Annotated in this window: 19 protein-coding genes; 12 read left to right on the top strand and 7 right to left on the bottom strand. The window is 59.7% G+C overall.

The genetic code is table 11. The annotated features are described in order from the left end of the window. Window positions 1-38 precede the first annotated feature (38 nt). Window positions 39-1475 carry an MFS transporter gene (locus SK51_RS20920; RefSeq protein ID WP_023305627.1) on the bottom strand — a complete coding sequence of 479 codons (1437 nt, stop codon included), beginning with the start codon at window positions 1473-1475 and terminating at the stop codon, window positions 39-41. A gap of 107 nt (window positions 1476-1582) precedes the next feature. Between SK51_RS20920 and SK51_RS20915 the strand changes: the two genes are divergently transcribed. Next, complete coding sequence (locus tag SK51_RS20915) at window positions 1583-2452, top strand: helix-turn-helix transcriptional regulator (protein ID WP_022647328.1); 870 nt, start codon at window positions 1583-1585, stop codon at window positions 2450-2452. Between the two features lie 109 nt (window positions 2453-2561). Beyond that, complete coding sequence (locus SK51_RS20910; RefSeq protein WP_223861950.1) at window positions 2562-2744, top strand: hypothetical protein; 183 nt, start codon at window positions 2562-2564, stop codon at window positions 2742-2744. Window positions 2745-2771: 27 nt separating this feature from the next. Here SK51_RS20910 and nfsB read toward each other — a convergent pair whose 3' ends face one another. The 3 genes from nfsB to SK51_RS20895 all read right to left on the bottom strand — a co-directional run bounded on the left by nfsB (window position 2772) and on the right by SK51_RS20895 (window position 4494). Continuing rightward, window positions 2772-3425, bottom strand: a complete 654-nt coding sequence (gene nfsB / locus SK51_RS20905) for an oxygen-insensitive NAD(P)H nitroreductase (protein WP_003858884.1) — start codon at window positions 3423-3425, stop codon at window positions 2772-2774. 120 nt (window positions 3426-3545) lie between these two features. Continuing rightward, window positions 3546-3914, bottom strand: coding sequence for an MmcQ/YjbR family DNA-binding protein (locus SK51_RS20900; protein WP_022647330.1), 369 nt, complete (start codon window positions 3912-3914; stop codon window positions 3546-3548). Then, window positions 3904-4494, bottom strand: a complete 591-nt coding sequence (locus tag SK51_RS20895; RefSeq protein ID WP_023299509.1) for a TetR/AcrR family transcriptional regulator — start codon at window positions 4492-4494, stop codon at window positions 3904-3906. The genes SK51_RS20900 and SK51_RS20895 overlap by 11 nt, the downstream gene beginning before the upstream one ends. Window positions 4495-4686: 192 nt before the next feature. On the opposite strand from SK51_RS20895, the gene SK51_RS20890 reads away from it, so the two are divergent. Further along, on the top strand, window positions 4687-5790 hold the full coding sequence (locus SK51_RS20890) for a RomA family MBL fold metallo-hydrolase (protein WP_048207035.1): 1104 nt from the start codon (window positions 4687-4689) through the stop codon (window positions 5788-5790). A gap of 32 nt (window positions 5791-5822) precedes the next feature. Beyond that, entirely contained in the window at window positions 5823-6164 is a 342-nt protein-coding gene (locus tag SK51_RS20885) for a RamA family antibiotic efflux transcriptional regulator (RefSeq protein ID WP_017694370.1), read from the top strand. Window positions 6165-6270: 106 nt separating this feature from the next. Here the strand turns inward: SK51_RS20885 and SK51_RS20880 are convergent, their stop codons facing one another. Next, window positions 6271-8415 (bottom strand): TonB-dependent siderophore receptor, encoded by a 2145-nt coding sequence (locus SK51_RS20880; protein ID WP_032676378.1) that lies wholly within the window; start codon window positions 8413-8415, stop codon window positions 6271-6273. A gap of 123 nt (window positions 8416-8538) precedes the next feature. On the opposite strand from SK51_RS20880, the gene SK51_RS20875 reads away from it, so the two are divergent. Then, window positions 8539-10107, top strand: coding sequence for an alpha/beta hydrolase-fold protein (locus SK51_RS20875; RefSeq protein ID WP_023305630.1), 1569 nt, complete (start codon window positions 8539-8541; stop codon window positions 10105-10107). On the opposite strand, the gene SK51_RS20870 is transcribed toward SK51_RS20875, so the two are convergent. Beyond that, on the bottom strand, window positions 10093-10341 hold the full coding sequence (locus SK51_RS20870) for a DUF1158 domain-containing protein (RefSeq protein WP_003858875.1): 249 nt from the start codon (window positions 10339-10341) through the stop codon (window positions 10093-10095). The genes SK51_RS20875 and SK51_RS20870 overlap by 15 nt on opposite strands. Before the next feature lie 488 nt (window positions 10342-10829). Between SK51_RS20870 and SK51_RS20865 the strand changes: the two genes are divergently transcribed. The 3 genes from SK51_RS20865 (at window position 10830) to SK51_RS20855 (ending at window position 17879) form a co-directional block, all read left to right on the top strand. Further along, entirely contained in the window at window positions 10830-13538 is a 2709-nt protein-coding gene (locus tag SK51_RS20865; RefSeq protein WP_023299512.1) for a cation-transporting P-type ATPase, read from the top strand. Window positions 13539-13649: 111 nt separating this feature from the next. After that, window positions 13650-14714, top strand: a complete 1065-nt coding sequence (locus tag SK51_RS20860; RefSeq protein ID WP_023305631.1) for an efflux RND transporter periplasmic adaptor subunit — start codon at window positions 13650-13652, stop codon at window positions 14712-14714. A gap of 9 nt (window positions 14715-14723) precedes the next feature. Further along, window positions 14724-17879 carry an efflux RND transporter permease subunit gene (locus SK51_RS20855; RefSeq protein ID WP_023305632.1) on the top strand — a complete coding sequence of 1052 codons (3156 nt, stop codon included), beginning with the start codon at window positions 14724-14726 and terminating at the stop codon, window positions 17877-17879. On the opposite strand, the gene SK51_RS20850 is transcribed toward SK51_RS20855, so the two are convergent. Beyond that, window positions 17809-18930, bottom strand: coding sequence for a YbdK family carboxylate-amine ligase (locus SK51_RS20850; protein ID WP_022647338.1), 1122 nt, complete (start codon window positions 18928-18930; stop codon window positions 17809-17811). The two genes, SK51_RS20855 and SK51_RS20850, sit on opposite strands and share 71 nt — an antisense overlap. A gap of 105 nt (window positions 18931-19035) precedes the next feature. On the opposite strand from SK51_RS20850, the gene SK51_RS20845 reads away from it, so the two are divergent. The 4 genes from SK51_RS20845 (at window position 19036) to SK51_RS20830 (ending at window position 25018) form a co-directional block, all read left to right on the top strand. After that, window positions 19036-19926 carry an oxidoreductase gene (locus SK51_RS20845; protein WP_023299515.1) on the top strand — a complete coding sequence of 297 codons (891 nt, stop codon included), beginning with the start codon at window positions 19036-19038 and terminating at the stop codon, window positions 19924-19926. Between the two features lie 117 nt (window positions 19927-20043). Further along, window positions 20044-20481: a DcrB-related protein gene (locus tag SK51_RS20840; RefSeq protein WP_023305635.1), complete on the top strand. Its 438-nt coding sequence runs from the start codon at window positions 20044-20046 to the stop codon at window positions 20479-20481. A 17-nt stretch (window positions 20482-20498) separates the two neighbouring features. After that, on the top strand, window positions 20499-24680 hold the full coding sequence (locus SK51_RS20835; RefSeq protein ID WP_082193729.1) for an RHS repeat-associated core domain-containing protein: 4182 nt from the start codon (window positions 20499-20501) through the stop codon (window positions 24678-24680). Further along, window positions 24680-25018 (top strand): barstar family protein, encoded by a 339-nt coding sequence (locus SK51_RS20830; protein WP_023299531.1) that lies wholly within the window; start codon window positions 24680-24682, stop codon window positions 25016-25018. The genes SK51_RS20835 and SK51_RS20830 overlap by 1 nt, the downstream gene beginning before the upstream one ends. The last annotated feature ends 66 nt before the right edge of the window (window positions 25019-25084 follow it).

Raw genomic sequence — 25084 nt, 5'->3', positions numbered from 1 at the left:
ATGGCGGCTGCGGATCTATTATGCAAATTCAGGCAGTTTTATTTTGTCGCCGGACAGGCCTTGACGACCGGTAAACACAGACGATGGCGCATACGCAGCGTGGCCACTGCCAGCACCCCCATCATGGCCGTTTCCAACATCAGGAAGACGTTGATCGCCTGTGTGTAATCTCCGTGATGATTTTGCAGCCCGTGCAGCAAAATCGCGCCGAAAATGGCCGGGCCAAGCCCCAGCGCAGCCTGTTGCAGCGTGCTTAAAATCGCGCTCGCGGACCCCGCGTCGTCAGGCTGAATATCGCGCATCCCGATACGGTAGAAGCTGTTTACAATCAGCGCCTGCCCGTAACCCACCAGCCCGGTGGCCGGGGCCAACGTCAGCGCGGTATTCTGCATCCCCCAGTGACGGAACGTGGCGATCAGCGCCACCAGGCCAACAAGCTGAATCACAAGCCCGGTCAGCAGGATGGCGCTGGTGCTGTAGCGGGCAATCAGGCGTGGGGCGAACCAGGCGGAAATAAAATAGGTGACGCCGAGCGCGATAAAGCTGTTCCCGGACTGCCACGGCGCCATCCCCAGACCGCTTTGCATGGTCAGCGCCATACAGAACATAAACCCGGACCAGACGCTAAAAAAGAGTATCCCGATCAGCACGCCAAAGCGGATGCTGCGCAACTGCAACAGGCGCGGCGCGATGAGCGGGTGGGCATCTTCTCGCTCTTTCTTACGCGCGTTTAACACCATCAAATAGACCAGCGGCACAATCGCCAGCAGCGCGGCCTTCAGCGGCCACGACCAGTGCCATTGCGGGCCGAGCGCCATCGGGAACAGCAGACAGCACAGTATCGCCGTCAGCAGGATAGTCCCGGTCCAGTCAATGCGCGACGGCGTGTCGCGGCGGGTTTCCGGTACGTAGCGACGGCTCAACGCCAGCACCACCAGACAAATCGGCACGTTGATAAAGAAGGCGTTACGCCAGCCAAGCCCGGCGATGTCCGCCGACACCAGCCAGCCGCCACCCATCTGGCCAACGATAAACGCAATACCGCCGATACCGCCGAACAGACTGATCGCTTTGGCGTGTGCCGTTCCTTTTAACGTCACGTGCAACGTCGCGAGAATTTGCGGCATGATCAGCGCGGCGCCCGCGCCCTGAATAATGCGCGCGGCAAGCAACTGTTCGATATTGCCCGCCATGCCGCACAGCAGCGAGGCCAGGCCAAAACTCGCCACGCCCCACATAAACAAGCGACGGCGGCCAAGGTTATCGCCCAGCTTGCTGCCGGGGGCCAGGCAGACGGCAAAGGCCACGCCGTAGAGGGCGACGATCAGCTCCAGTTCGGTGGCGGTGGCGTGTAACGAATGGGTGATGGAATCCAGCGCCACGTTGGTGATCGAGGTATCAATCAGCGGCAGCATCTGGCCGGTTAATAGCAATATCAGGCCCGCACGACCCGGTGAAACAACTGACGTATTCATGGTGACTCCATTGCGTCAAACAGCGTAGAGTCGTAGCATCAACCATCTGATAAACGGGTACCAGTTCTTACTTATACTGGTACTGGCACTACCATGCAGGAGATGTTATGGCGCTGATGTCTGAACCTGTCACCTCTCTCCAGGATGACACCCGCAAGCAGCTGGGCGCGTTTTTGCGTGCCCGGCGCGAAAGCCTCGATCCGCAGCGGCTCGGCTTACCGCGCAGCGGCCGCCGCCGCACGCCGGGCCTGCGCCGGGAGGAGGTAGCGATGCTCGCGGATGTCGGTGTGACCTGGTACACCTGGCTGGAACAGGGCCGGGACGTCAATCCGTCCAGCGCGGTGATGGCCGCCATTGCAAAAGCGCTGCAATGCACCCCGACCGAAGCCCGGCATCTTTTTGTGCTTGCCGGTTTGCCGCCGGGCGAAGCCCCGCAGGCGGTGTGCTGTGAGGGGATCAGCGAAGGCACGCGTCGCCTGCTGGATACCCTGATGCCGAAGCCTGCCAGTATTCAGAAACCGAATTTCGATATCGTGGCGTGGAACGACAGCTTCGGACACCTGATGGGCGTCGATTTCAACGCTATCCCGCCGGAAGATCGCAACTGTATTTACCTGTTCCTCACCCATCCGGCGTGGCGCGCGCGGCTCGGCAAACGTGACGACGTGCTGCCGATTTTCGTCTCCTACTTCCGCGCGGCAATGGCTGAGCACCGTGGCGACCCGCTCTGGGAAGCGAAGCTGGCGCGTTTTTTTGCGGTTTCTGAGGAGTTCAAAACCCTGTGGCACCAGCGCAACGACGTGCGCGGCGTGGAGAACCAGCTCAAGCTGTTCACCCATCCCGAGCTGGGGGATTTTCATCTCCAGCAGATGTACTGGTACTCCGCCCCGCGAAACGGATCGCGGCTGCTGGTCTATTTACCGGTGGACGAGGCGGGTGAGAGGGCGATGGCATGGCTGGAGGCGCAGGGGAAATAATTTTTTGTGAGGGGCTTTCAGGGAATAAGAGCTGGCTCTGCTAAGCGAATACGACATCGTTGTCTCTGACAGCGAACAAACGGGAGACGGGCAACGGTTCTGGCTGCGCATGATCGACTGGGCGTTTACCATGAACTATCGCATTAGTGTGGCGGACGGTACGGTGGGAGAAGAGTGGACGTTAACGCCCGTAAATTCCTACGCTGAGCTGGAAGAGCGCTGGATTGCTTTTGCCTGGGGAAACGATCGTGAGGTCCATCCGCATCGCAGGCTTGTCATCAGTAAAGCGTAACGGGCCGCATGCAGCGGCCCATTTTCATTAGCATTCAGTCACAATCGTGCTCAGCGGCAGGCGAGACTTCGGCAGCGTGGCATTGAAATCCTCAACGCTGTGATGCCCAACCGGCACCACCACCAGGCTGGTGAAGCCTTTCTCTTTCAGGCCGAACTCTTCGTCGAGGATTGCGGCATCGAAGCCTTCAATCGGCACTGCGTCCAGGCCCATCGCGGCCACGCCCAGCAGGAAGTTGCCGACGTTCAGGTAAACCTGCTTCGCCATCCACTGGTCGTCATCTTTCAGATCCACGCGGTGCATGTCGGCAAAATAGCAGCGGCCTTTGTGGTTCGCGGCTTTTGCTTCTGGCGTGGCGAAACGGCCGTCAGCCTCTTCCTGATCGACGACGCGCTCAAGCCAGGCATCGTCCATCGCGGTTTTCGCGCAGAACACCACCACGTGAGAGGCATCCAGCATTTTGCGTTCGTTAAACACATAGGTGCCCGCCGCGGATTTTGCCACGCGCGCTTTACCCTCTTCAGTGCTGGCAACAATAAAGTGCCACGGCTGGGAGTTGGTGCTGGACGGGCTGTATTGCAGCAGCGTTTTGATTTTTTCCGCTTCTTCTGCGGTCAGTTTTTTGGCTGGGTCGAACGCCTTGGTAGAGTGGCGTTTCAGGGCGACAGAAATAATATCCATAACAACTCCTGGTGATGAAATTCGCCCGCGGGCGGGCGTGAAAGGAAAGCAGATTACCGCGCGAAGCGGGAAAAGATAAGTGCGATTCGAGCGCTTATTCTGTTCGTCTCAGACGAACAATCAGGCTGGCCGAATCCACTTCTGATCTTTTTTCGGCAGTTTATCAACGACCAGATTCCACGAATCCGTAATCAGGTCGGTGACCAGTTCAGGCGTGATGTCGTCCGTGCCATAAAGGGAGATCCAGTGTTTTTTATTCAGATGGTAGCCAGGCTCCACGCCACGGTAGATCTGCTGATTGAGCAGCGATTTTTCCGGATCGGATTTCAGGCTGACGTGGGCCCGACCGTGAGCGGTCGCCATCAGCATAAAAATTTTCCCGCCCACCTTAAACACGTCATACTCCGGGCCAAACGGCCAGCAATGTTCGGTAAAAGGCATCTCCAGCGCGACGCGTCTGGCATGTTCCTGCAAGGCTTTACTGTCCATGGCTCTCTTCCTCAGCAAGCCCGCGCCACATGGCTTCAAAGCCCAGCGCTTTAAAATCGACGGCACGGGACGGATCGCGCGCGGCAAACTCCATGGTGGTTTCAGCCAGCGATAAGAATATTGCATCACCGAAGGTCTTAAACTCGTCAGACATAAACACCGGGCGCACCGAGCGGTGACACAGTTCGTGTATTTCCGGGAACATGTCTTTCACCGCCTGCTCGGTTTCAATGTTCAGCTTTTCACTGACGCCAATCTGGCGGATAGCCGCATGCGCCAGGGGGTTACGAATGCCCCAGTCCACATAGCTGTTCCAGATATTACGGGTATGCTCTTTTGGCTGGGTGATGGTGCGATCGAGGTTCGCCAGCATGGTCTGGCAAAGATCCTGCTTCAGATGCAGATAGAGGGCATTCAGCAGATCGTCTTTGGTAGCAAAGTAGCGAAACAGTGTCCCTTCAGCGACGCCCGCATTACGGGCAATTAACGCCGTTGAGGCGGCAATACCTGACTGCGCAAACGCAGCCGTTGCTGCTTCCAGTAAGGCCTGTTTTTTATCTTCACTCTTCGGACGTGCCACTAAATTTTTCCTCCCGTCAATTGTAAAAACCCTGATTGAAACACGTGCTTTGTCACGCTGCAACGCGGAATGTCAAAGATCGAAAACCTTCTTGACGGCGTAATCATCCTATCTATAATGAGTGCTTACTCACTCATAATCAAGTTCAACCCGCGCAAACTATCGGACAGGGCGCGTTGGCGGGTCAGGATAATGAAAAAGCCTCTATTCATCTGCGTGGTGTTAGTCATGATTATTGCTTCAGCTGCCAGTTTACCGTTTGTACTGAATGCCGGATTTGGCCAGCCACCGCAGGGTGCGCAGCTCTCTGAAGTGGAGGCCTCTCCGCACTATCGCGACGGGCAATTCCATAACACGCTCCCTACGCCGGGCTTTACCGGGCAACAAAATATGCTGGTGGCGTGGTGGCAGTTCCTTACCCGTAAAACCGAAAACGCCCGTCCTGCGCAGCCGCTGCCGCTGGTGAAAACCGATCTGGCGAGCCTGTCGCCTGAACAGGACACGCTGGTGTGGCTCGGCCACTCCTCCTGGTATATGCAGCTGGCGGAGCAACGAATCCTGATCGATCCGGTTCTGAGTAACTACGCCGCACCGTTCTCCTTCCTCAATAAAGCCTTTGCGGGGGAGTACCCGTGGCGTGCGGAGAGCATGCCGGAGATCGACCTGCTGATTATCTCCCACGATCACTATGATCATCTGGATTACGCCACCATCAAGGCGCTGCTGCCGAAGGTTAAGCGCGTGGTCACCCCGCTGGGCGTGGGTTCGCATCTGCGCTACTGGGGGATGAACCCTGAGATTATCGACGAGCGGGACTGGAACCAGTCGGTACGTATCAGCGATGCGCTGACGGTTCACGTGTTGCCGGCGCGCCATTTTTCCGGGCGCGGCATTAAGCGTAACCAGACCCTGTGGGGCAGCTTTATGTTTGTCTCTCCGGAGCAGAAGGTCTACTACAGCGGAGATTCCGGTTATGGCCCGCACTTCAAAGCAATTGGCGAGCAGTTTGGCGGAGTGGACTTAGCCATTATGGAAAACGGCCAGTACGACCAGGACTGGAAGTACATTCATATGCATCCGGCGGAAACGGCGCAGGCCTCGGCAGATCTCAATGCCAGAGCGGTCGTACCGGGACATAACGGGCGTTTTGTGCTGGCGAAACATACCTGGAACGATCCACTGATCCAGCTGGCGAAAGCCAGTAAGGATAAAAACTACCGGCTGCTGACACCGGAGCTGGGCGAGCCCGTGCTGGTGAGTGATACCACGCAACAATTTCGCGAGTGGTGGGAATAATGTTTAAGCGAGAAGCAGAGGGGGAGAGCAGTATGACGATTTCCGCTCAGGTCATTGATACGATTGTCGAATGGATCGATGACAACCTACACCAGCCGTTACGCATCGAAGAGATTGCCCGCCATGCGGGTTACTCAAAATGGCATTTACAGCGGCTGTTTATGCAGTACAAAGGCGAAAGTCTGGGGCGCTACATCCGCGAACGCAAGCTGCTGATGGCGGCGCGCGATCTACGTGAGTCAGACGAGCGCGTGTACGATATCTGCCTGCGCTACGGGTTTGACTCGCAGCAGACGTTTACCCGCATCTTTACCCGCACCTTCAACCAGCCGCCCGGGGCGTACCGCAAAGAGAACCATAGCCAGACACATTAACATGTCGCGTGCAGGCCGGGTAAGGCGTAGCCGCCACCCGGCTTTTTTGTGAGCTCGGTGCCCGTAATTGCCCGGTGGCGCTGCGCTTACCGGGCCTACAAATCACTTACCACCGATAATTCACCGTCGCCGTCACCGTCCGGCCAATCCCGTAGAAGCACGCCGTATCGCTTGCGCATGATGCCACATACTTCGTGTCCGCCACGTTATTGACGTTGAACTGCACGCTTGCCCCTTTCAGGCTGCGGTTCATCTCGCCCAGATCGTAGCGCAGCATCGCGTCATACAGATCCACCGATGGCACCTTAAAGGTGTTCTTCGCATCGCCGTAGCTGGTGCCGATGTAGCGCATCCCCACGCCAGCGGTCAGGCTCTTGAGCGCCCCGCCCGGAACGGTATAGCTGGCAAACGCAGACGCCATATGCGTCGGGATACGCGCCGGGGTCTTGCCCTCGGTGCCCGCCACCGTGGTGCTTTCGGTTTTTGCATCGGTGTAAGTGTAGGAGCCAATCAGGTTGATGTTATCCATCAGCGTGGCGTGGATTTCCGCTTCAGCGCCTTTCGAACGCACCTTGCCCGCATTTTCGAACCAGCCTTCAGCGCTGTTATAGGTCGCTACGTTGTCCTGAGTTAAATCGTACAGCGCGAGAGTCATCAGCGTGGTGTCGACCGGCTGATATTTCAGGCCAATCTCGGTCTGCTCCCCGGTAGTAGGCCTGAATGGCGCGACGCCCGGCGCACGGTTGGTTTGCAGGTTCGGCTCAAACGACGTGCTGTAGCTGATGTACGGCGAGAGACCAAAATCGAACGCGTACAGCAGGCCAGTGCGCCAGGTAAATTTGCTGTCGTTCTGCTGCGTAAAGCTATTATCGGTGAAGTCGTTGGTACGCACTTCGCTCCAGTCGTAGCGCCCGGAAACCAGCCACTCCCAGTTGTTCCAACTCATCTGATCCTGAAGATACAGCCCCATCTGGTCGAGATTTTGCTGCTCGTCGGAGGCCGTTTTGAAGGTGCTTTCATCCACGTTCACGCCGTAAACCGGGGTTGTCCAGTCGAGGTCATACTGTGAGCCGCTCCCGCGCGCCAGCAGCTGTTTATCCTTGCTTGTCTTGTAATCAAACCCGCCGAGCAGGGTATGGCTGACGCTCCCGGTCTCCAGCAGATATTCCAGCTGGTTATCGAGGCCAAATTCATTGGTCGTGCGCTCTTCACGCTGGGCGCGACGGGTCAACACCGTGCTGTTGGCCGCGCTGTTGGCGTAAACCAGATAACGGTATTTCTGCTTGATGGTGGCGTAACGGGCGTTCTGGCGGAAGGTGAGGTTGTCGGCGAACTGGTGTTCCAGCTCGTAGCCAATCATCGTCTGCTCGCGCCAGGACTGATTGTAATTCGGATCGCTGACGTTAAAGTCGCGTGGGATGTACTTCCCGTCGACGCTTTTCACCGTGCCATACGCGGGCAGGAAGTTGCGGTATCCGGCATCCGGATCTTTCTGGTAGCTGGTCAGCAGCGTAAAGCGGGTCTGATCGTTCGGATACCAGGTGATCGCCGGGGCGATCGCCATCCGCGTCTCTTTATAATCGTCCACCTGATTATGCTGCGTACGGGCGATACCGTTCACGCGATACAGTACGCGGCCGTCGTCGCTCAGCCTGCCGCCGAAATCAAACGCACCTTCGGCGAGATCGTTATTGCCGGTGCGGAACTGCACGTTGTGAATGGCCTCCGCCGTCGGGCGCTTGCTGGTCATGCTGATTAACCCGCCAGGATTCACCTGACCAAACAGGACCGACGCCGGGCCGCGCACCAGCTCCACGCGCTCCAGCAGCCACGGGTCAACTGTGCCCGTCTGTGATGAGGCCGTTGCACCAAAGCTTAAGCCGTCGAGGAATTTTGGCACGTAGCTAAAGCCGCGCGCAAACACCTCGTCGTTACGGTTAGACGAGCCCCGGTATTCGGTAAACACGCCCGCCGAGTAGCGCAGCGCCTGCGAAACGGATGTGACGTCCTGCATGTTCATCTGATCGCGGGTGATCACCGATACCGACTGCGGCGTCTTCACAATCTCCGCGCTGGTCTTGGTGGCGGAGAGCGTTTTCGTCGCCACAATGCCTTTTACGGGCGCAGTGGGCTCTTCACTCACGCCCTGCGTCACCGTAATCGTTTCTTCTTTCGTTTCTGCCTGAGCCGCGACGCTGGTCGTCGCCAGACTCATCAGCCAGAGATACATTATCTTATTATTTTTAAACATTTTTATTGAACGTCCTTGGTTGCTATCGCCATAAAAACACCGGTAAATCGCCGTTGATGATATTGCAAATTATTACCATTTGCATTAGCGTTGTTAACAAATTTCGTTGGGGAACAAGCGGTAATGAAGAGGGTATGGAGTGGGTTGCTGTTGGGGATCGGCGCGCTGCCCGCCATGGCGGCAACGTGCGAGCAGTCGTCCCGGCAGGGCGATGTTCAGGGAAAGTTTGATGCCAGCGGCGAAGTCTGCTTCTCCCTGCCTGAACTGGGTGAAAATTACGTTTCCGCCACGCTGAATGGCGTGACGGATGCGCGCCTGCTGGATGGGCAAAACCGCCGCATCCGCACGCTGATCGAAAACGGTCCTGCGGACGGGGAACACACGCTGCTGTTTGCCCTGCCGGTGAAACAGAACACCTCGCTGGTGCTACACGGCGAAGCCGGTAAGCCGTGGCGTTTTCAGTGGCGGATGAAAGAGACCTCTCCGTTACCACGCGTGCAGATGCTGGCGCCAGAAAGCCCGACGCTAAAGGCGCTGGCAAACGTCATTTCTGCCGGTGGAAGTACCGAGGCGTTCTGGCAGGCGCAGCGTCGACAGGGAACGCCAATGGTGGAACCGGTAGATGCGAACCATAAGCGCGTGACCTTTCTGTGGCGCGGCGCGCGGGATAACGTCTTCATTCTCGGCTCTCCGGCGGGGGATCACGATCCGCTGTTCCGCCTGGGCAACAGCGACGTCTGGTTCCGCAGCTACGTGGTCCCCGCTGATACGGTGATGCAATATAAGCTCGCCCCCGATGTGCCGATCGTTGAAGGCTCTGCCCGCGATCAACGCCGCGCCATCCTGGTGAGCGCACAGGCCGATCCGCTTAACCCGAACACCTTTGGGGAGCAGAAGGCGGATCGATGGAACCGTTACTCGCTGCTCGATCTCAGCCCGGCGCGCTACTGCTCCGTTCAGGCCACGGCAAAGCCGCTGGTGCACGGGACGTTGAGCCGTCAGAGTTTTTCCAGCCACATCCTCGGCAACGCCCGCGACGTGATGATCTACAAACCGCGCGGCGCACAGCCCGCACGCTGGACGTTAATTCTGTTCGACGGGCAGATTTATCAGGACGAATACCATTTCGCCAACGTGCTGGACGGTCTGATTGCCCGGCATCACCTGCCACCGATTAACGTGGTGTTTATCGACAGCCTCGATCACGCCCGTCGCGGCAACGAGCTGCCGCCGAACCCGGATTTTGCTGACTTTTTGGCGCACGAGCTGCTGCCGTGGCTGCGCGAGCAGGGCATCGGCATGCAGCGGCAGAAAACGGTGCTGGCGGGGTCGAGCTACGGGGGAATCGCCTCGTCATGGGTAGCGCTGCGCTATCCGCGCCTGTTTGGCAACGTGCTGAGCCTTTCCGGCTCCTACTGGTGGGCGCCGAAAGGTGACGCCCCCGGCTGGCTGACGCGTCAGTACCAGCAGTCGCCGCCGTATCCGGTGCGCTTCTGGTTACAGGCCGGAAAGTTTGAAACCACGGGGCCGGGCGGCGGCATTTATCGCACCACGCAGGATTTTGAACAGGTGCTGAAGGAAAAAGGCTATCGCGTCAGCTTCCACCCCTCATCCAGCGGCCACGACTACGCGGCCTGGTGTGAAGCGCTGATCCACGGGATGCGCGATCTTACTGGCTTACGACGCCAGTGAAAACCAGCGGCGCCAGATGAAACGCAGGATAAAGAATTCGATGGCGCCGAGCACCAAAAACCACAGACAGAACAGAATGGTGTACAGCTGATTCAGATCGACCATATGAAAGGTCTGAACCAGTTTCTGCGCCAGCACCAGACCCAGCGACGGCGCAGGTAACAGCAGACAGGAGAGCAGGGCCATCAGCAAAATGCCCCCTGCGGTGAGCAGCGATTCTAACGGGTGTTTCATCGTAATGTTAATCGTGAGTTAAAAATGTCATTGTCCGGCATCCTGAAACGTAAAGCAATATCATCCCCACTGGCAAAATTGAGTGAAAGGCCACCGTTATTCTGCGAGTTAATAACGGGAAATAGATAATATTTCCGGGGCGATTAAATTAATATCGCGTAATGTAAATAAACGTCTTTTTCACGAAAATAATTTTACAAAGCTATAGGTGCTATATCCAATTAACGTCGCAATAACAATGGCTGCGACAATGTATAACGCCAGGCGCCGCCCGCGATAAATACCAAACATGCTTCCTCCTCGTTTAGTGTTGGTTTAGAAATATTTTGTAAAAATCAACGCGTCGAAATAATTTTAATCAGTTTTGAATAACCGGGTAGTCAATATATTGCGGTAGATCAATTTAACCCGCAAGACTTAAAAATGAATTATTTAAAGCCAGAAAGGAATTCCGGCTTCCGTCCACCGGATATTGAAGGAAAAATACCATGACCAAAAAAAATTTCTCGCAGAATATGCCACCCGCAGGCGGGCAGGCGTACCAGCAGACCGTAGAGCAGGTGCTTGCTCAGGCGCAGAGCCAGGCGAATGGTCTGGACCGCACCGAGGCGCAGGCGCGTTTGCAGAAGCATGGCCCGAACGCGCTGCCGGAGAAAAAAGGCAAGCCGGGCTGGCTGCGTTTTCTCGCGCATTTTAACGATGTCCTGATTTACGTCCTGCTGGCGGCCGCCGTATTAACGGCTGTAATGGGACACTGGGTTGATACGCTGGTTATCCTGGGCGTGGCGGTAATCAATGCCTTAATTGGCCACATTCAGGAAAGTAACGCAGAAAAATCCCTGAAGAGTATTCGCAATATGCTCTCCAGCGAGGCGCGCGTTATTCGTAATGGTAACCATGAAACCATCCCGACGACGGAAATCGTCCCGGGCGATATTATTGTGTTGCGCGCAGGAGATCGTATTCCGGCGGATATGCGCTTAATAGAAGCGCATAATTTACGCGTGGAAGAGGCAATTCTGACCGGCGAATCCACCGTGGTGGATAAACACATTAATCCGCTGAGCGGTGAATTGCCGCTGGGCGACCGCACCAATATGGTCTTCTCCGGGACGACCGTAAGCGCGGGCGGTGGCGTTGGCCTGGTCACCGCGACCGGTAAGGATACGGAGCTCGGCCACATCAACCAGATGATGGCGGGCATTGAAAAGCACCGCACCCCGCTGCTGGTGCAGATGGACAAGCTGGGCAAAGCGATTTTCGCCATCATTCTGGCGATGATGGCCGCGCTGTTTGTCTTCAGCCTGGTGTTCCGCGAGATCCCGATGGGCGAGCTGCTGCTCTCCCTGATTAGCCTGGCGGTAGCCTCCGTACCGGAAGGTCTGCCGGCGATTATCTCCATCATCCTCTCTCTGGGCGTACAGGCGATGGCGCGTAAGCGGGCGATTATCCGCAAGCTGCCGACGGTTGAAACCCTGGGCGCGATGACCGTGGTCTGCTCGGATAAAACCGGCACCCTGACCATGAACGAGATGACGGTGAAAGCCATCATTACCGCCGATGCGTGCTATCGCGTGGACGGCAACAGCTACGAGCCGGTGGGCAACCTCTACCTCGAAGGCAGCGACGAGCCGGTGCAGATCCAGCCGGGCACCGTGCTGGAGCAGTACCTGCGCACCATCGACCTGTGTAACGACAGCCAGCTGATTCAGGACGAGCGCGGCCTGTGGGGCATCACCGGCGGCCCGACCGAGGGCGCGCTGAAGGTGCTGGCGGCAAAAGCCCACCTCGCACCGGTCGAGACCACCCTGGTCAACAAGATCCCGTTCGACTCGCAGTACAAGTACATGAGCACCCACTACCAGATTGGCGGTGAGGAGCAGATTTTGATCACCGGCGCGCCGGACGTGATTTTCGCCCTGTGTGAGCAGCAGCAGACCCGCAACGGTGCGCAAGCCTTTGACCGCGCGTACTGGGAAACGGAGATGGAGCGCTATGCGCGTCAGGGGCTGCGCATGGTCGCCGCGGCGTTCAGGCCAGCGAACGGTGAGCAGGCACTGACTCACGACGACCTGAGCCACGGCCTGATCTTCCTCGGCATTGCCGGGATGATGGATCCGCCGCGTCCGGAAGCGATTGAGGCGATTAACGCCTGCCAGCAGGCGGGGATCCGCGTGAAGATGATCACCGGGGATCACCCGCAGACGGCGATGAGCATAGGCCAGATGCTGGGGATCACTAACAGCGAGCAGGCGGTCACCGGCTATGAGCTGGAGAAGATGGACGACGCGGAGCTGGCCGAAGCGGCGGTGAAGTACGACATCTTCGCCCGTACCAGCCCGGAGCATAAGCTGCGCCTGGTGAAAGCGTTACAGGACAAAGGCGAAATCGTCGGCATGACCGGTGACGGCGTGAACGATGCGCCAGCGCTGCGTCAGGCGGATGTGGGTATTGCGATGGGCATCAAAGGCACGGAAGTCACCAAAGAGGCGGCGGACATGGTCCTGACGGACGATAACTTCGCCACCATCGCCAGCGCGGTGAAAGAGGGGCGTCGCGTTTACGACAACCTGAAGAAGACCATTCTGTTCATCATGCCGACCAACCTGGCGCAGGGGCTACTGATTGTGATTGCGCTGCTGGCGGGGAACATCATTCCGCTGACGCCGGTGCTGATCCTGTGGATGAACATGGCGACCTCCGCCACGCTCTCCTTCGGCCTGGCCTTCGAGGCCGCCGAGCGCAACATCATGCGCCGCCCGCCGCGTCAGACCGGGCAGCACGTGATGGACGCCTACGCCGTATGGCGCGTGGCTTTCGTCGGCACCATGATTGCCATCGCCGCCTTTGCGCTGGAAGCCTGGCTGGCCCCGCGCGGGCACAGCGCGGAGTTCATCCGCACCGTGCTGCTCCAGATGCTGGTCTGCGCCCAGTGGGTGTACATGATTAACTGCCGCAACACCGAAGGGTTCTCCCTGAACCGCGGCCTGCTGGCGAACAAAGGGATCTGGCTGGTAACGGGCGTACTGTTCCTGCTCCAGGCGGCGATCATCTACCTGCCGTTTATGCAGATGCTGTTCGGCACCGAAGCGCTGCCGCTGCGCTACTGGTTCGTGACGCTGGCGGTGGCGGGGGTGATGTTCTTCGTCGTCGAAATCGAGAAGCGACTGACCCGCAGGTTCCGTAAGGCTGCATAACTAAAACCTTATCCCTCACCCTGCCCTCTCCCCAAAGGGGAGAGGGTGTTCAAGTTCCCTCTCCCCTTTGGGGAGAGGGTTAGGGTGAGGGGAAAATACTGAGGTACTCCCATGAAACTCCCACTTCTGTTCGCGCTCCTCGCCGCTACCCTGCCGCCCGCATTCGCCGCAGTCATTCCCGTGCGTGTCGCCACCGTGGAGCAGACCGCCCACGCCGCCGAACGTCAGATCCCGGGTCGCATTGAAGCGATTCACACCGTTGAACTGCGCGCGCGTACGGAAGGCGTCATCACCAAAATCCACTTTCGCGACGGCCAGTACGTGAAAAAAGGTGACGTGCTGTTCGAGCTGGACGACGCCGAGCCGCGCGCCGCCCTGCGCCTGGCGCAGGCCGAAGTGAAAAGCGCCGAAGCCACGCTGCGTCAGGCGCAGCAGCAGCTGTCCCGCTTCGAAAGCCTGGGCAGCAGCAACGCCATCAGCCGCCACGACGTGGACAACGCCCGCATGCAGCGCGACGTTGCCAGCGCCGCGCTGGAGCAGGCGAAAGCCCGTCTCGACACCCGCAGCGTCACCCTCAACTACACGCGCATTACCTCACCGATTGACGGACGCGTGGGGCACAGCAACTTTCACGTCGGCAGCCTGGTGGATCCTGCCAGCGGTGTGCTGGTAGAGGTGGTGCAGCTCGATCCGATCCGCATCGCCTTTGCGCTGGAAGAGGGCGCGTTTGCCACCAAAGCCGGACAGCATGCGGATATCAGCGCCATGAAGCAGGCCTGGCAGGCGCTGATTGACAGCAACGGCCAGCGCGTCAGCGGGGAACTCACCTCCGTGGACAACCGCATCGACCCGCGTACCGCCAGCGTGATGCTGCGCGCCGAGTTCGCCAACCCGCGCCATCAGCTGCTGCCCGGCGGCAATGTGAACGTCTACCTGCGTCCGGCAAGCGAGCAGCCTGTCCTGACCCTGCCCGCCGCTGCGGTACAACAGAATGGCGACGGGTTCTTCGCCTGGGTGGTTAACGCCGAGGATAAAGCCGAAATGCGTCCGCTTAAGGTCGCCGGGCAGATGGGCCAGCAGTTCCTGATTGCCTCCGGCGTTAAGCCCGGTGAGCGAGCAATTACTGACGGTGCGCAGCGCGTGCAGCCAGGCGCTGCCGTTCAGATACTGAATTAAGGAGCCATCATGCTGACGTTTTTCATCAAACGCCCGCGCTTTGCGATGGTGATTGCGCTGGTCATCACCCTGCTGGGGGCCATCGCGCTGAGGATTATTCCGGTGGAGCAGTACCCGCAGATCACACCGCCGGTCGTGAATGTGTCAGCGTCATGGCCGGGCGCCAGCTCGGCTGACGTGGCGGAGGCCATCGCCACGCCGCTGGAGACGCAGCTGAACGGGGTGGATCATATGCTCTATATGGAGTCCACCAGTTCGGACGAAGGCACGTACAGCCTGAACATCACCTTTGCGGCGGGCACCGATCCGGATCTCGCCGCCATAGACGTGCAGAACCGCGTGGCGCAGGCCGTGGCGCAGCTGCCGACCGAGGCGCAGCAAAACGGCGTGCAGGTGCGCAAGCGCGCCACCAACCTGATGATGGGGGTAAGCCTTTACTCACCAAATAACACCCACACGCCGCTGTTCGTCAGCAACTACGCCAGCACCCAGGTGCGCGAGGCGCTGTCGCGTCTGCCGGGCGTCGGGCAGGTACAGATGTTTGGCGCGCGCGACTACAGCATGCGCATCTGGCTGCGTCCGGACCGCATGAATGCCCTGAACGTGACCAGCGATGACGTGGCGCAGGCGTTGCGCGAGCAGAACGTGCAGGGGGCGGCAGGCCAGGTCGGCACGCCGCCGGTGTTTAACGGCCAGCAGCAGACGCTAACCATCAACGGGCTAGGGCGCTTAAACCAGGCCGACGACTTTGCCAACATCATTATCCGCACCGGGGAGATGGGCCAGCTGGTGCGCCTGAAGGACGTCGCCACCATTGAGCTTGGCTCGCGCAGCTACAGCTCGGGCGCGCAGCTGAACGGGCATGACTCCGCCTACCTTGGCATCTACCCGACGCCGTCCGCTAACGCCCTGCGCGTGGCCGATGCGGTGCGCGCGGAGCTGGAACGGTTATCCACGCGCTTCCCGGACGATCTGGTCTATGAAGTCAAATTCGACACCACCTCGTTTGTGGCCGCTACCATCAAAGAGATTGGCGTCTCGCTGGCGCTGACGATGCTGGCGGTGGTGGTCGTGGTGTCCCTGTTCCTGCAAAGCTGGCGCGCGACGCTGATTGTCGCCCTTGCCATTCCGGTGTCGCTGGTGGGCACCTTTGCGGTGCTCTACGCGCTCGGCTACTCCGCGAACACGCTCAGTCTGTTCGCCATCATTCTGGCGCTGACCATGGTGGTGGATGACGCCATCGTGGTAGTGGAGAGTGTCGAAACGCTGATGGCGGAAGGGCAGAGCCGCACGGCGGCGACCGCGCTGGCGCTGCGTCAGATTGCCGGGCCGGTGATTGCCACCACGCTGGTGCTGCTGGCGGTGTTTGTACCGGTGGCGCTCCTGCCGGGGATCGTGGGCGAGCTGTACCGCCAGTTCGCGGTGACGCTCTCGACCGCCGTCACGCTCTCAAGCCTCGTGGCGCTGACCCTGACGCCCGCGCTCTGCGCGATGCTGCTGCGCCCGCGTCCGGCACAGCCCGCCGCCGTTTTCCGTGGGTTCAACCGCGGGCTGGACGCCACGCGCACGCTTTACACCCGGATCGTGAGCGTGTTCAACCTCCGTCCGTGGCTGGCGCTGCTGGCCACCGCAGGCGCGGCGGCGGTGGTGGTATTCAGCTTTATGTCGATGCCAAAGGGCTTCCTGCCTCAGGAGGATCAGGGCTACTTCTTCGCCAGCGTCCAGCTGCCGGAGGCAGCCTCGCTGGAGCGCACCGAAGCGGTGATGACCACCGCGCGCGAGCTGATCGCTAAAAACCCGGCGGTGGAAGACGTGATTCAGGTCTCCGGGTTTAACATCCTCAACGGCACCAGCGCATCGAACGGCGGGTTTATCTCCATCATGCTCAAAGACTGGAGCGAGCGTCCGCCGCTGGATGAGGTGATGGGCACCCTTCAGCGCCAGCTGCTGGCCCTGCCGGAAGCCACCATCATGACCTTTGCACCGCCGACGCTGCCGGGGCTGGGCAACGCCTCCGGCTTCGATCTGCGCATTCAGGCACAGGCGGGGCAGAGCCCGGCGGAGCTGGAGCGCGTAACTCGCGAGGTGCTGGCGAAAGCCAACCAGCACCCGCAGCTGAGCCGCGTGTTCACCACCTGGAGCAGCAACGTGCCGCAGATGACGCTCACCGTTGACCGTGAGCGCGCGGCCCGCCTCGACGTGCCGGTGTCGCGCATCTTCAGCAGCCTGCAAACCGCCTTTGGCGGCACGCGCGCCGGGGATTTCAGCGTCAACAACCGCGTCTACCACGTGGTGATGCAGAACGAGATGCAGTGGCGCGAGCGCGCAGAGCAAATCAGCGAGCTGTTCGTGCGCAGCAACAGCGGCGAGCGGGTGCGTCTGAGCAACCTCGTCACCATCACGCCGACCGTCGGCGCGCCATTTATTCAGCAGTACAACCAGTTCCCGTCGGTATCGGTGAGCGGCTCGGCAGCGGAAGGGGTGAGCAGCAGCACCGCAATGGCGGCGATGGGCGAGATTCTGGCGGAAAACCTGCCAGCCGGGTACGACTACGCCTGGAGCGGCATGTCGTATCAGGAGCAGCAGACCGGGAATCAGGCGATATGGATTGTGCTGGCGGCGGTGGTGATGGCGTGGCTGTTCCTCGTCGCCCAGTATGAGAGCTGGACGCTGCCGGCGAGCGTGATGCTCTCGGTGCTGTTCGCCATCGGCGGAGCGCTGGTCTGGCTGTGGCTGGCAGGCTATGCCAACGACGTGTACGTGCAGATTGGTCTGGTGCTATTGATAGCCCTCGCCGCCAAGAACGCGATCCTGATCGTGGAGTTTGCCCGCGCCCGGCGTATGGACGGAATGGCGATTGTCGATGCCGCGCGGGAAGGGGCATCGCGCCGCTTCCGCGCGGTAATGATGACCGCCGTGTCGTTCATCATAGGCGTCCTGCCGATGATGCTGGCGACCGGGGCGGGTGCCCAGAGCCGCCGTATCATTGGCACCACGGTGTTCAGCGGCATGCTGGTAGCCACCGTGGTGGGGATAGTGTTCATCCCGGCGCTGTTCGTGCTGTTCCAGCGCCTTCGCGAATGGGGGCACGGCCTTACGGACTCGTCGCCCACAGCTCACAGTGCTTCTGCACCAGAGAAATCAGCGAGCCGCCATCGGCGATAAAGTCCCGCATGCGCTGCGCCTCGCTCTTGCCCTGCTTTAACAGCAGGGCAATTTCCTTGATGGCGCTCGTCGCGCCGAGTTTCTCGGCCGACGGTGCAACCTGCTCCAGCAGCCAGGCGATATCCTCCGCCACGGTTTTGTGCTCGCCGGTATGCACGTCCGTCAGAATGCCTTCCAGCCCGTAGCGACAGGCCTGAAAACGGTTAAAGCGGTACAGCAGAAAATCCCGTTCCTGATGCTTATAGGGCCGCGCAGTCAGCAGCCAGTGCGACGTCGCCTGAATAAGCCCGGCGATGTTAATGGCGTGACCGAGCGTCAGCGGCGTATCCATCACCCGCACCTCCACGGTGCCAAAGTGCGGGCTGGGGCGGATGTCCCAGTGCAGATCCTTAATGCTGTCGATCATGCTGGTGGAACTCAGGCGGCGGAACAGCCCCTCGAACTCCTGCCAGCTGTTGACCCACGGCATCTGGCCGTTATCCGGGAACCCGGAAAATATGTTGAGCCGCGACGAGGAAAACTTGGTGTCCGTGCCCTGCATATAAGGCGACGACGCGGCGAGGGCGATAAAGTGCGGCACGAAGCGCGACAGGCCGTGCAGCAGGTAAATCGCGTCGTCCCCGTTTCGGCATCCCACGTGCACGTGCTGGCCGAACACCGTCGCCTGCAAAATCAGATAGCCAAAGCGCTCCAGCGTGACGTTATAGCGCTCGTCGTCACACACCTCCTGCCGCTGCCATTTCTGGAACGGGTGCGTGCCGCCGCCACAGATCTGGATGTGCTGCTCCGACGCCGCCCGTAGGATGCTCTGCTGCATCACGGAGAACTGGGCCGCCGCCTGGTCGATGGTCTGGCATACGCCGGTGGCGATTTCGAGCATGCTTTCGGTGATGTCGTGTTTGACTTCGCCCCCTTTGATGTCGTCTTTGACGGCGGCGATGAGGGCAGAGGAGTCCTGGCTCAGATCGTAACCCGGCGGGTTAACCACCTGGAGTTCGAGCTCAATGCCGAGGGTATAAGGTTCAGAGGACTTGAAATCGGGTAAGGGCATGGCGCACTCCGTTGTCTGTTATGTGTTGAGTATAGACAATGGGCGTGGCGCGCTCTTTTCAGGGTGGTATAACTGATAGCAGGCTTAGCAAAAGGGGAGTGACCCATGTCTGACTATCCAACCATTGCGCTGATTGGTCCCGGTGCGATTGGCACCACCATTGCCGCGGTGCTGCATGACGCGGGCCGTACGCCGCTGCTGTGCGGTCGCACCGCGCATCCGGTATTACGCCTGCGTCACGATGAGGATGAAACTGTGGTGCCCGGTCCGGTACTCACCGATCCCACCGTCATTACGCGCCCCGTAGACCTCGTTTTTGTGGCGGTAAAAACGACGCAAAATGCCGACAGTGCCGGGTGGCTGCGCGCCCTGTGCGATGAAAACACCGTGGTCTGCGCGCTGCAAAATGGCGTGGAGCAGAAAGCCCAGCTTGCGCCTTTGGTCAACGGCGCAACGGTGCTGCCGTCGGTGGTCTGGTTCCCGGCGCAGCGCGAGCCGGACGCCTCCGTCTGGCTGCGGGCAAAACCGCGTCTGACGCTACCGGACGTGCCGCAGGCGCAGCGGGTGGTCGAGGCGCTTCGCGGGACGCGCTGTGATGTTGAGCTCTCGACAGATTTCACCACCGTCGCCTGGCGCAAGCTGCTGCAAAACGCGGTCGCCGGGCTGATGGTGCTGGCCAACCGCCGCGCCGGGATGTTCAGACGCGAGGATATCAGCGAACTGGCGCTGGCCTACCTGCGCGAGGGGCTTGCCGTCGCCCGCGCCGAAGGGGCGAAGCTGGACGATGCGGTGGCCCAGGAGATTCTGGCGAACTTCCAGCGTGCGCCCGAGGATTTAGGCACGTCAATCCTTGCCGACCGTCAGGCCGATCGCCCGATGGAGTGGGATATTCGTAACGGCGTGATCCAGCGCTATGGCCGCAGGCATGGTATTGCGGTGCCCATCAGCGACGTGGTGGTGCCGCTGCTGGCGGCGGGGAGCGAGGGGCCGGGCTAACGGCCGCTGTTTTTCCGTTCGGCGAGCGTGACGGTGGAGCAATAATCTGGGGATAGTCAGCCTTAAACACATATGCGAAACTTACCGCTTCTGAAAAAATGTGGTGGGACCCGCTCAATGTCAGAACCATCTTCGCAGTGCCTGTTTAATGAAGGAATGATTGCTTTTCCTGAGGGCTATCAGGACCGTACCGTCAATGTCTTCGCGCCGCCTGCAGCGGATGCGCCCGCGTTCAACATTTCCCGCGATGCCCTCAACCCCGGCGAAGCGCTTGCCGCGTATATCGATCGCCAGCTCGCCCTGATGGCAAAGCACATCAAGGGCTGGAAGCAGGGTGAGCGCAGCACCGCTACGCTGGGCGACAGCCTTTTACAGGGTGAAACCGTCCATGCCAGCTACCTGCGCGACGGGAAACGCATCTGGCAGCAGCAGGCCGTGTTTAACGTCGACGGCGATAAAATCCTGGTGTTCACTATGACCTGCACCCGCGCGCCGGGCGATGCCGACGTCGTGCTGTTTGGCGATCTTCTCAGGAGCTTCCGCTTCCACCATTAACTTCAGGGACCGTTGTTATGTTTGAAGCAGCACGCGTTGGTGATGATATCGGCCACTCCGGTGCGCTGGCCGGGATGATTGCCGGAACGATTGTCGGTGGCCTGATTGCCGCAGCCGGGGGCATTCTGGCGGGGGCCATGTTTATTGCCGGTCTCGGCGCATCCTGTCTTGGCGTGGGCGTCCTGCTCGTCGGCGCCAGCCTGGCCGTGGGATATTACACCGGGGAGTTGGCGACTGCCGCCAGGGACAGCATCGCCGACGCCGGGGCATCCAGCATGACGAAGAAAGGCGTCATCACCTCCGGCTCGCCCAACGTGTTTATCAACGGTAAACCCGCCGCGCTTGCCACCGATAGCACCGTCGACTGTTCTGACGACGGCTCGCAGCAGATGGCCGAAGGCTCTAAGCGAGTCTCCATTAACAGCCAGCCTGCGTCACGCATCGGGGATCGCACCACCTGCGACGCGAAGGTGATGACCGGTTCGGACAACGTCATTATCGGCGGCGATCCGCAGCAAACCCTCCCCATTCAGTCTGAAGTGCCCGAGTGGCTCTACAAGGTCTCCGATCTTACCCTGCTGTTCGCCGGGCTTCTCGGCGGCTGGGGCGGTGCCGCTGGCAAAGTCGGAGCGCTCTCTAAGCTGCTGGGCAAAATCCCCGGCATCAACAAGCTGGCCCGTATCGCCTGTCGCGCCGGCACGCTGATGACCGGCGTGGCGGCCGCGGGGATCATCGCCCGCCCGGTGGATATCGTCAGCGGACAGAAGTTTCTCAGCGGGGATGATGAGCTGGACTTCGTCCTGCCTTCCCGTCTTCCGGTGCGCTGGCAGCGCTACTGGCGCAGCGGCAATCCCGGCGACAGCGTGTTGGGCCGCGGATGGAGCCTGTTCTGGGAAAGCCGCCTGGAGCCTTATCAGGACGGCCTGGTGTGGCGCGCACCGTCCGGCGATTACGTCGCCTTCCCGAAGGTCCCGAAAGGGATGCGCTCCTACTGCGAAAGCGAAAAAAACTGGCTTGAACATCACCAGGACGACAGCTGGTCGGTGTATGACGTTAGCGGCGAGCGCTGGCACTATGCGCCGCTGCGGGATGATGCCCCGTCGCTGCTCCAGCGCCTCTCCGAACCCTGCGGCAACGATATCCTCTTTGAGTGGAATGCGGATAATACCCTGCATGCCCTGACCGACAGCGCGGGCCAGCGCGTGGTCTGCCGCTACGACCGCGACAGGCTCGTTGGCGCCTGGCTGGATGACGAGATCTGCCTGGTCAGTTACGCTTATGATGAACAGCGCCAGCTGGTCTCCGTGACCGGCCGGGGCGGTAGCGTGCGCCGACGCTTCAGCTGGCAGGACGGGCTGATGAGCGCTCATGAGGACGCCAACGGCCTGCTGAGCGAATACCGCTGGCGGGAGATTGACGGCCTGCCGCGCGTGGTCGGCTTCCGCCATAGCGGCGGCGAACGGCTGACGTTCGAATACGATTTTGAGAACGGCACCCGCCGCGCGACCCGCGAAGACGGCGCGCAGGCGCACTGGCTGGTGGATGACGACGACAACGTCGCGCGCTTCACGGATTACGACGGTCGCCAGACGACGTTTGTCTACCGGGACGGCGAGCTCTGCCACGTCATTCTGCCGGGCGGGGCGATGCGCCGCAGCACGTGGGACAAATACGGCCGCATGACCAGCGAGACGGACCCGGCGGGCCGCCGCACGGAGTATCACTGGCATCGCCTGACCGACCGCATCACCCGCACGGTTTACCCGGACGGTACCTCATCGCAGGCCATGTACGACCTTCGCGGTCGACTGCTGTCGGAGACGGATCCGGCCGGTAGCACCACCGCGTATCGCTATCCCGATGATGAAGAATTCCTCCCGGAGAGCATCGCCGACGCTATCGGCGGCGTGGTGCGCCTGGTCTGGAACCACCAGGGGCTGCTGACGCAGCGCACCGACTGCTCCGGCAGCGTCACCCGCTTCACCTACGACCGCTTCGGGCAGCTGATTGCCAGCGAAGATGCAGAAGGGAATATCACGCGGCGGGAGTGGAGCCGTGCCGGGCTGCTCAGCGCCGTGATCCATCCGGACGGTAGCCGCGAGTCGCTGGTTTGGAACGAACGCGGCCAGCTCACGGGCTGGCGCGACCCGCTGGAAAGCGAGGTGAGCTGGGCCTATAACGCGCTCGGCCTCCCGGTCAGCCTTACCGACCGTATTGGCCGCGTGCGCCAGTGGCGCTACGACCCGCGCGGTAACCTGCTGCGGCTCGATAACGGCAACGGGGCGGAATACCGCTTCACCTATGACGCCGTGGGCCACCCGCTCAGCGAAATGCGCCCGGACGAGACCGTGCGCCATATGGAATGGGACGCGCGAGGGTTCCTCTGCGCGCTCGAAGAAAACGGACGGCCTGCCGCCGACGGCGGTATCGCCCGTCGCGTCCAGCAGTTCAGCTATGACGACAGCGGGCTGCTGATCGGGCGCACTCAGCGCCACGCGGAGTACCGCTACTTCCGCGACCTGAGCGGCCAGATTACCCGCATCCGCCGCACGCCAACCGCCGAAGGCGTTGCCCTGGGTATCGAAAGCGATGAGATCGCTTACCGCCACGACGCCGCCGGACGCGTGCTGAGCGAGTCCGGCATTAACGGCGAGGTGGGCTATGAATGGGATGCGATGAGCAACCTGACCGGCCTGACGCTGCCCGGCGAGCAAAAGCTGGCCTGGCTGCACTACGGCTCCGGCCACGTCAGCGCCATCCGCTTCGGGCAGCAGCTGGTGACCGAGTTCACCCGCGACCGCCTGCATCGCGAAGTGCGCCGCACCCAGGGCGCGCGCGAGCAGCTCCGTCAGTATGACAGTCTCGGCAGACGCACCCTGCAGCGCAGCGAATTGAGCACGGACGTGACCCTGCCGGAGCAGGCGCTACTGGAACGCCTGTACCGCTACACCGCGCGCGGTGAGCTTTCCGGCGTCAGCGATACACTGCGCGGTGAGGTGGACTACGGCTACGACGCCGAAGGGCGTCTGCTGAAGCACTACGAGGCCCGACAGGGACACAGCCGCGCGCAGTTCAGCTACGACGCCGCGGATAACCTCGCCGCCAGTGACGCTGCGGCACCGGTCACGGATAACCGCCTCCAGCACTGGCAGGCGCTTTTCATGAAATACGACCACTGGGGCAACCTGGTCAGCCGCCGCAACGGGCTGTATGAGCAGCATTACGCGTATGACGCCGAGAACCGGCTGGTGTCCGCCCGGGGAACCGGGCCGGAAGGGCGGTTTGAGGCGCGCTATCACTACGACGCGCTGGGCCGCCGTACGCGCAAAATCGTCACCACGACGCACGGCACCACCGACACCCGCTTCCTGTGGCAGGGCTACCGCCTGTTGCAGGAGCAGCAGGAGAGCGGGCTGCGCAGCACCTATGTATACGACCCGAATGAAGCCTGGAGCCCGCTGGCGCGGGTGGATCACCTTCGTGACCAGAGCAGCGGTGAGATTTACTGGTTCAATACCGATCTGAACGGTGCTCCGCTGGAGGTCACAGACGAGCGCGGCGCGGTGCGCTGGAGCGGCCAGTACGGCAGCTTTGGCGAGGTGCGCCATCAGAGCGAAGGGTTCTCACGGGTTGTGAATCGCACAGCGATGGCACACCAGCCGCTTCGCTATGCCGGGCAGTACGCTGACGGTGAGACGGGACTGCACTATAACCTGTTCCGCTACTACGACCCGCAGGTCGGGCGGTTTATTGTGCAGGATCCGATTGGGTTGAATGGTGGGTGGAACCTATATCAGTATGCGCCGAATCCGTTGGGGTGGATTGATCCGCTGGGTCTTAAATGTTCTCATTCATCAAAGAATCCTAAAGAATTTCATGCTGTTGTAAACGAAAAATGGGGGCATAAAATGACCGCCTCAGAAATGAGGGAAGTACAAAAAACAATCGATAATATTAAATTGAATAGACCAGCTTTTCCTCGTGATGGAATACCTTTTGAAAATAATTTCAAAATTTCACCAGATAGTCAGCGCCTTAATACAGGAAGCGGTCCTTATAGAGAATGGACAGTAAAAACACCTGGTGTAGGAAATCGAGGAGCCAGGCGTATAGTTGTGGATACAAAAACAGGTCAAGCATTTTATAGTCACGACCATTACAACACTTTCATAGAGATCGGTCTGGGAGGATGGAAGTAATGAAAGTAATTACTTTATCTATTGACTTTAAAGAAATAAATGATGTTACAGAATTTCATGATAGGGTTAAGCACTTGTTTGGCTTTCCTGATTTCTATGGTAATAATTTCCATGCATTCATAGATTGCCTGACTAGTTTGCGATTCCCAGAAGAGGGGATGACATCTTTAAACTTAAAGCAAGACGAGTTTTTATTACTTAAGATAAGTAATATCAACAATTTGAATGAGGGATTGAAGCATGATTTTCTTTTGTCAATTCAAGAGGTAAATAATAGAAGTATTTTATTTGGTGAGGAGCCAACTATCTTGTTATTGCTTTGTGCACAACATAAGTGAAATATGGCGGGCGAAAAGAAAAATTCGCCTGTTTTTTATTAATTGATATTATTCTGAACGGAAGTA

The sequence above is a fragment of the Enterobacter sp. MGH85 genome, assembly GCF_001037655.1.
Classification (GTDB): domain Bacteria; phylum Pseudomonadota; class Gammaproteobacteria; order Enterobacterales; family Enterobacteriaceae; genus Enterobacter; species Enterobacter intestinihominis.
Note: the sequence above shows the minus strand (reverse complement) of the source record. Positions and strands in the feature narration are given on the sequence as shown.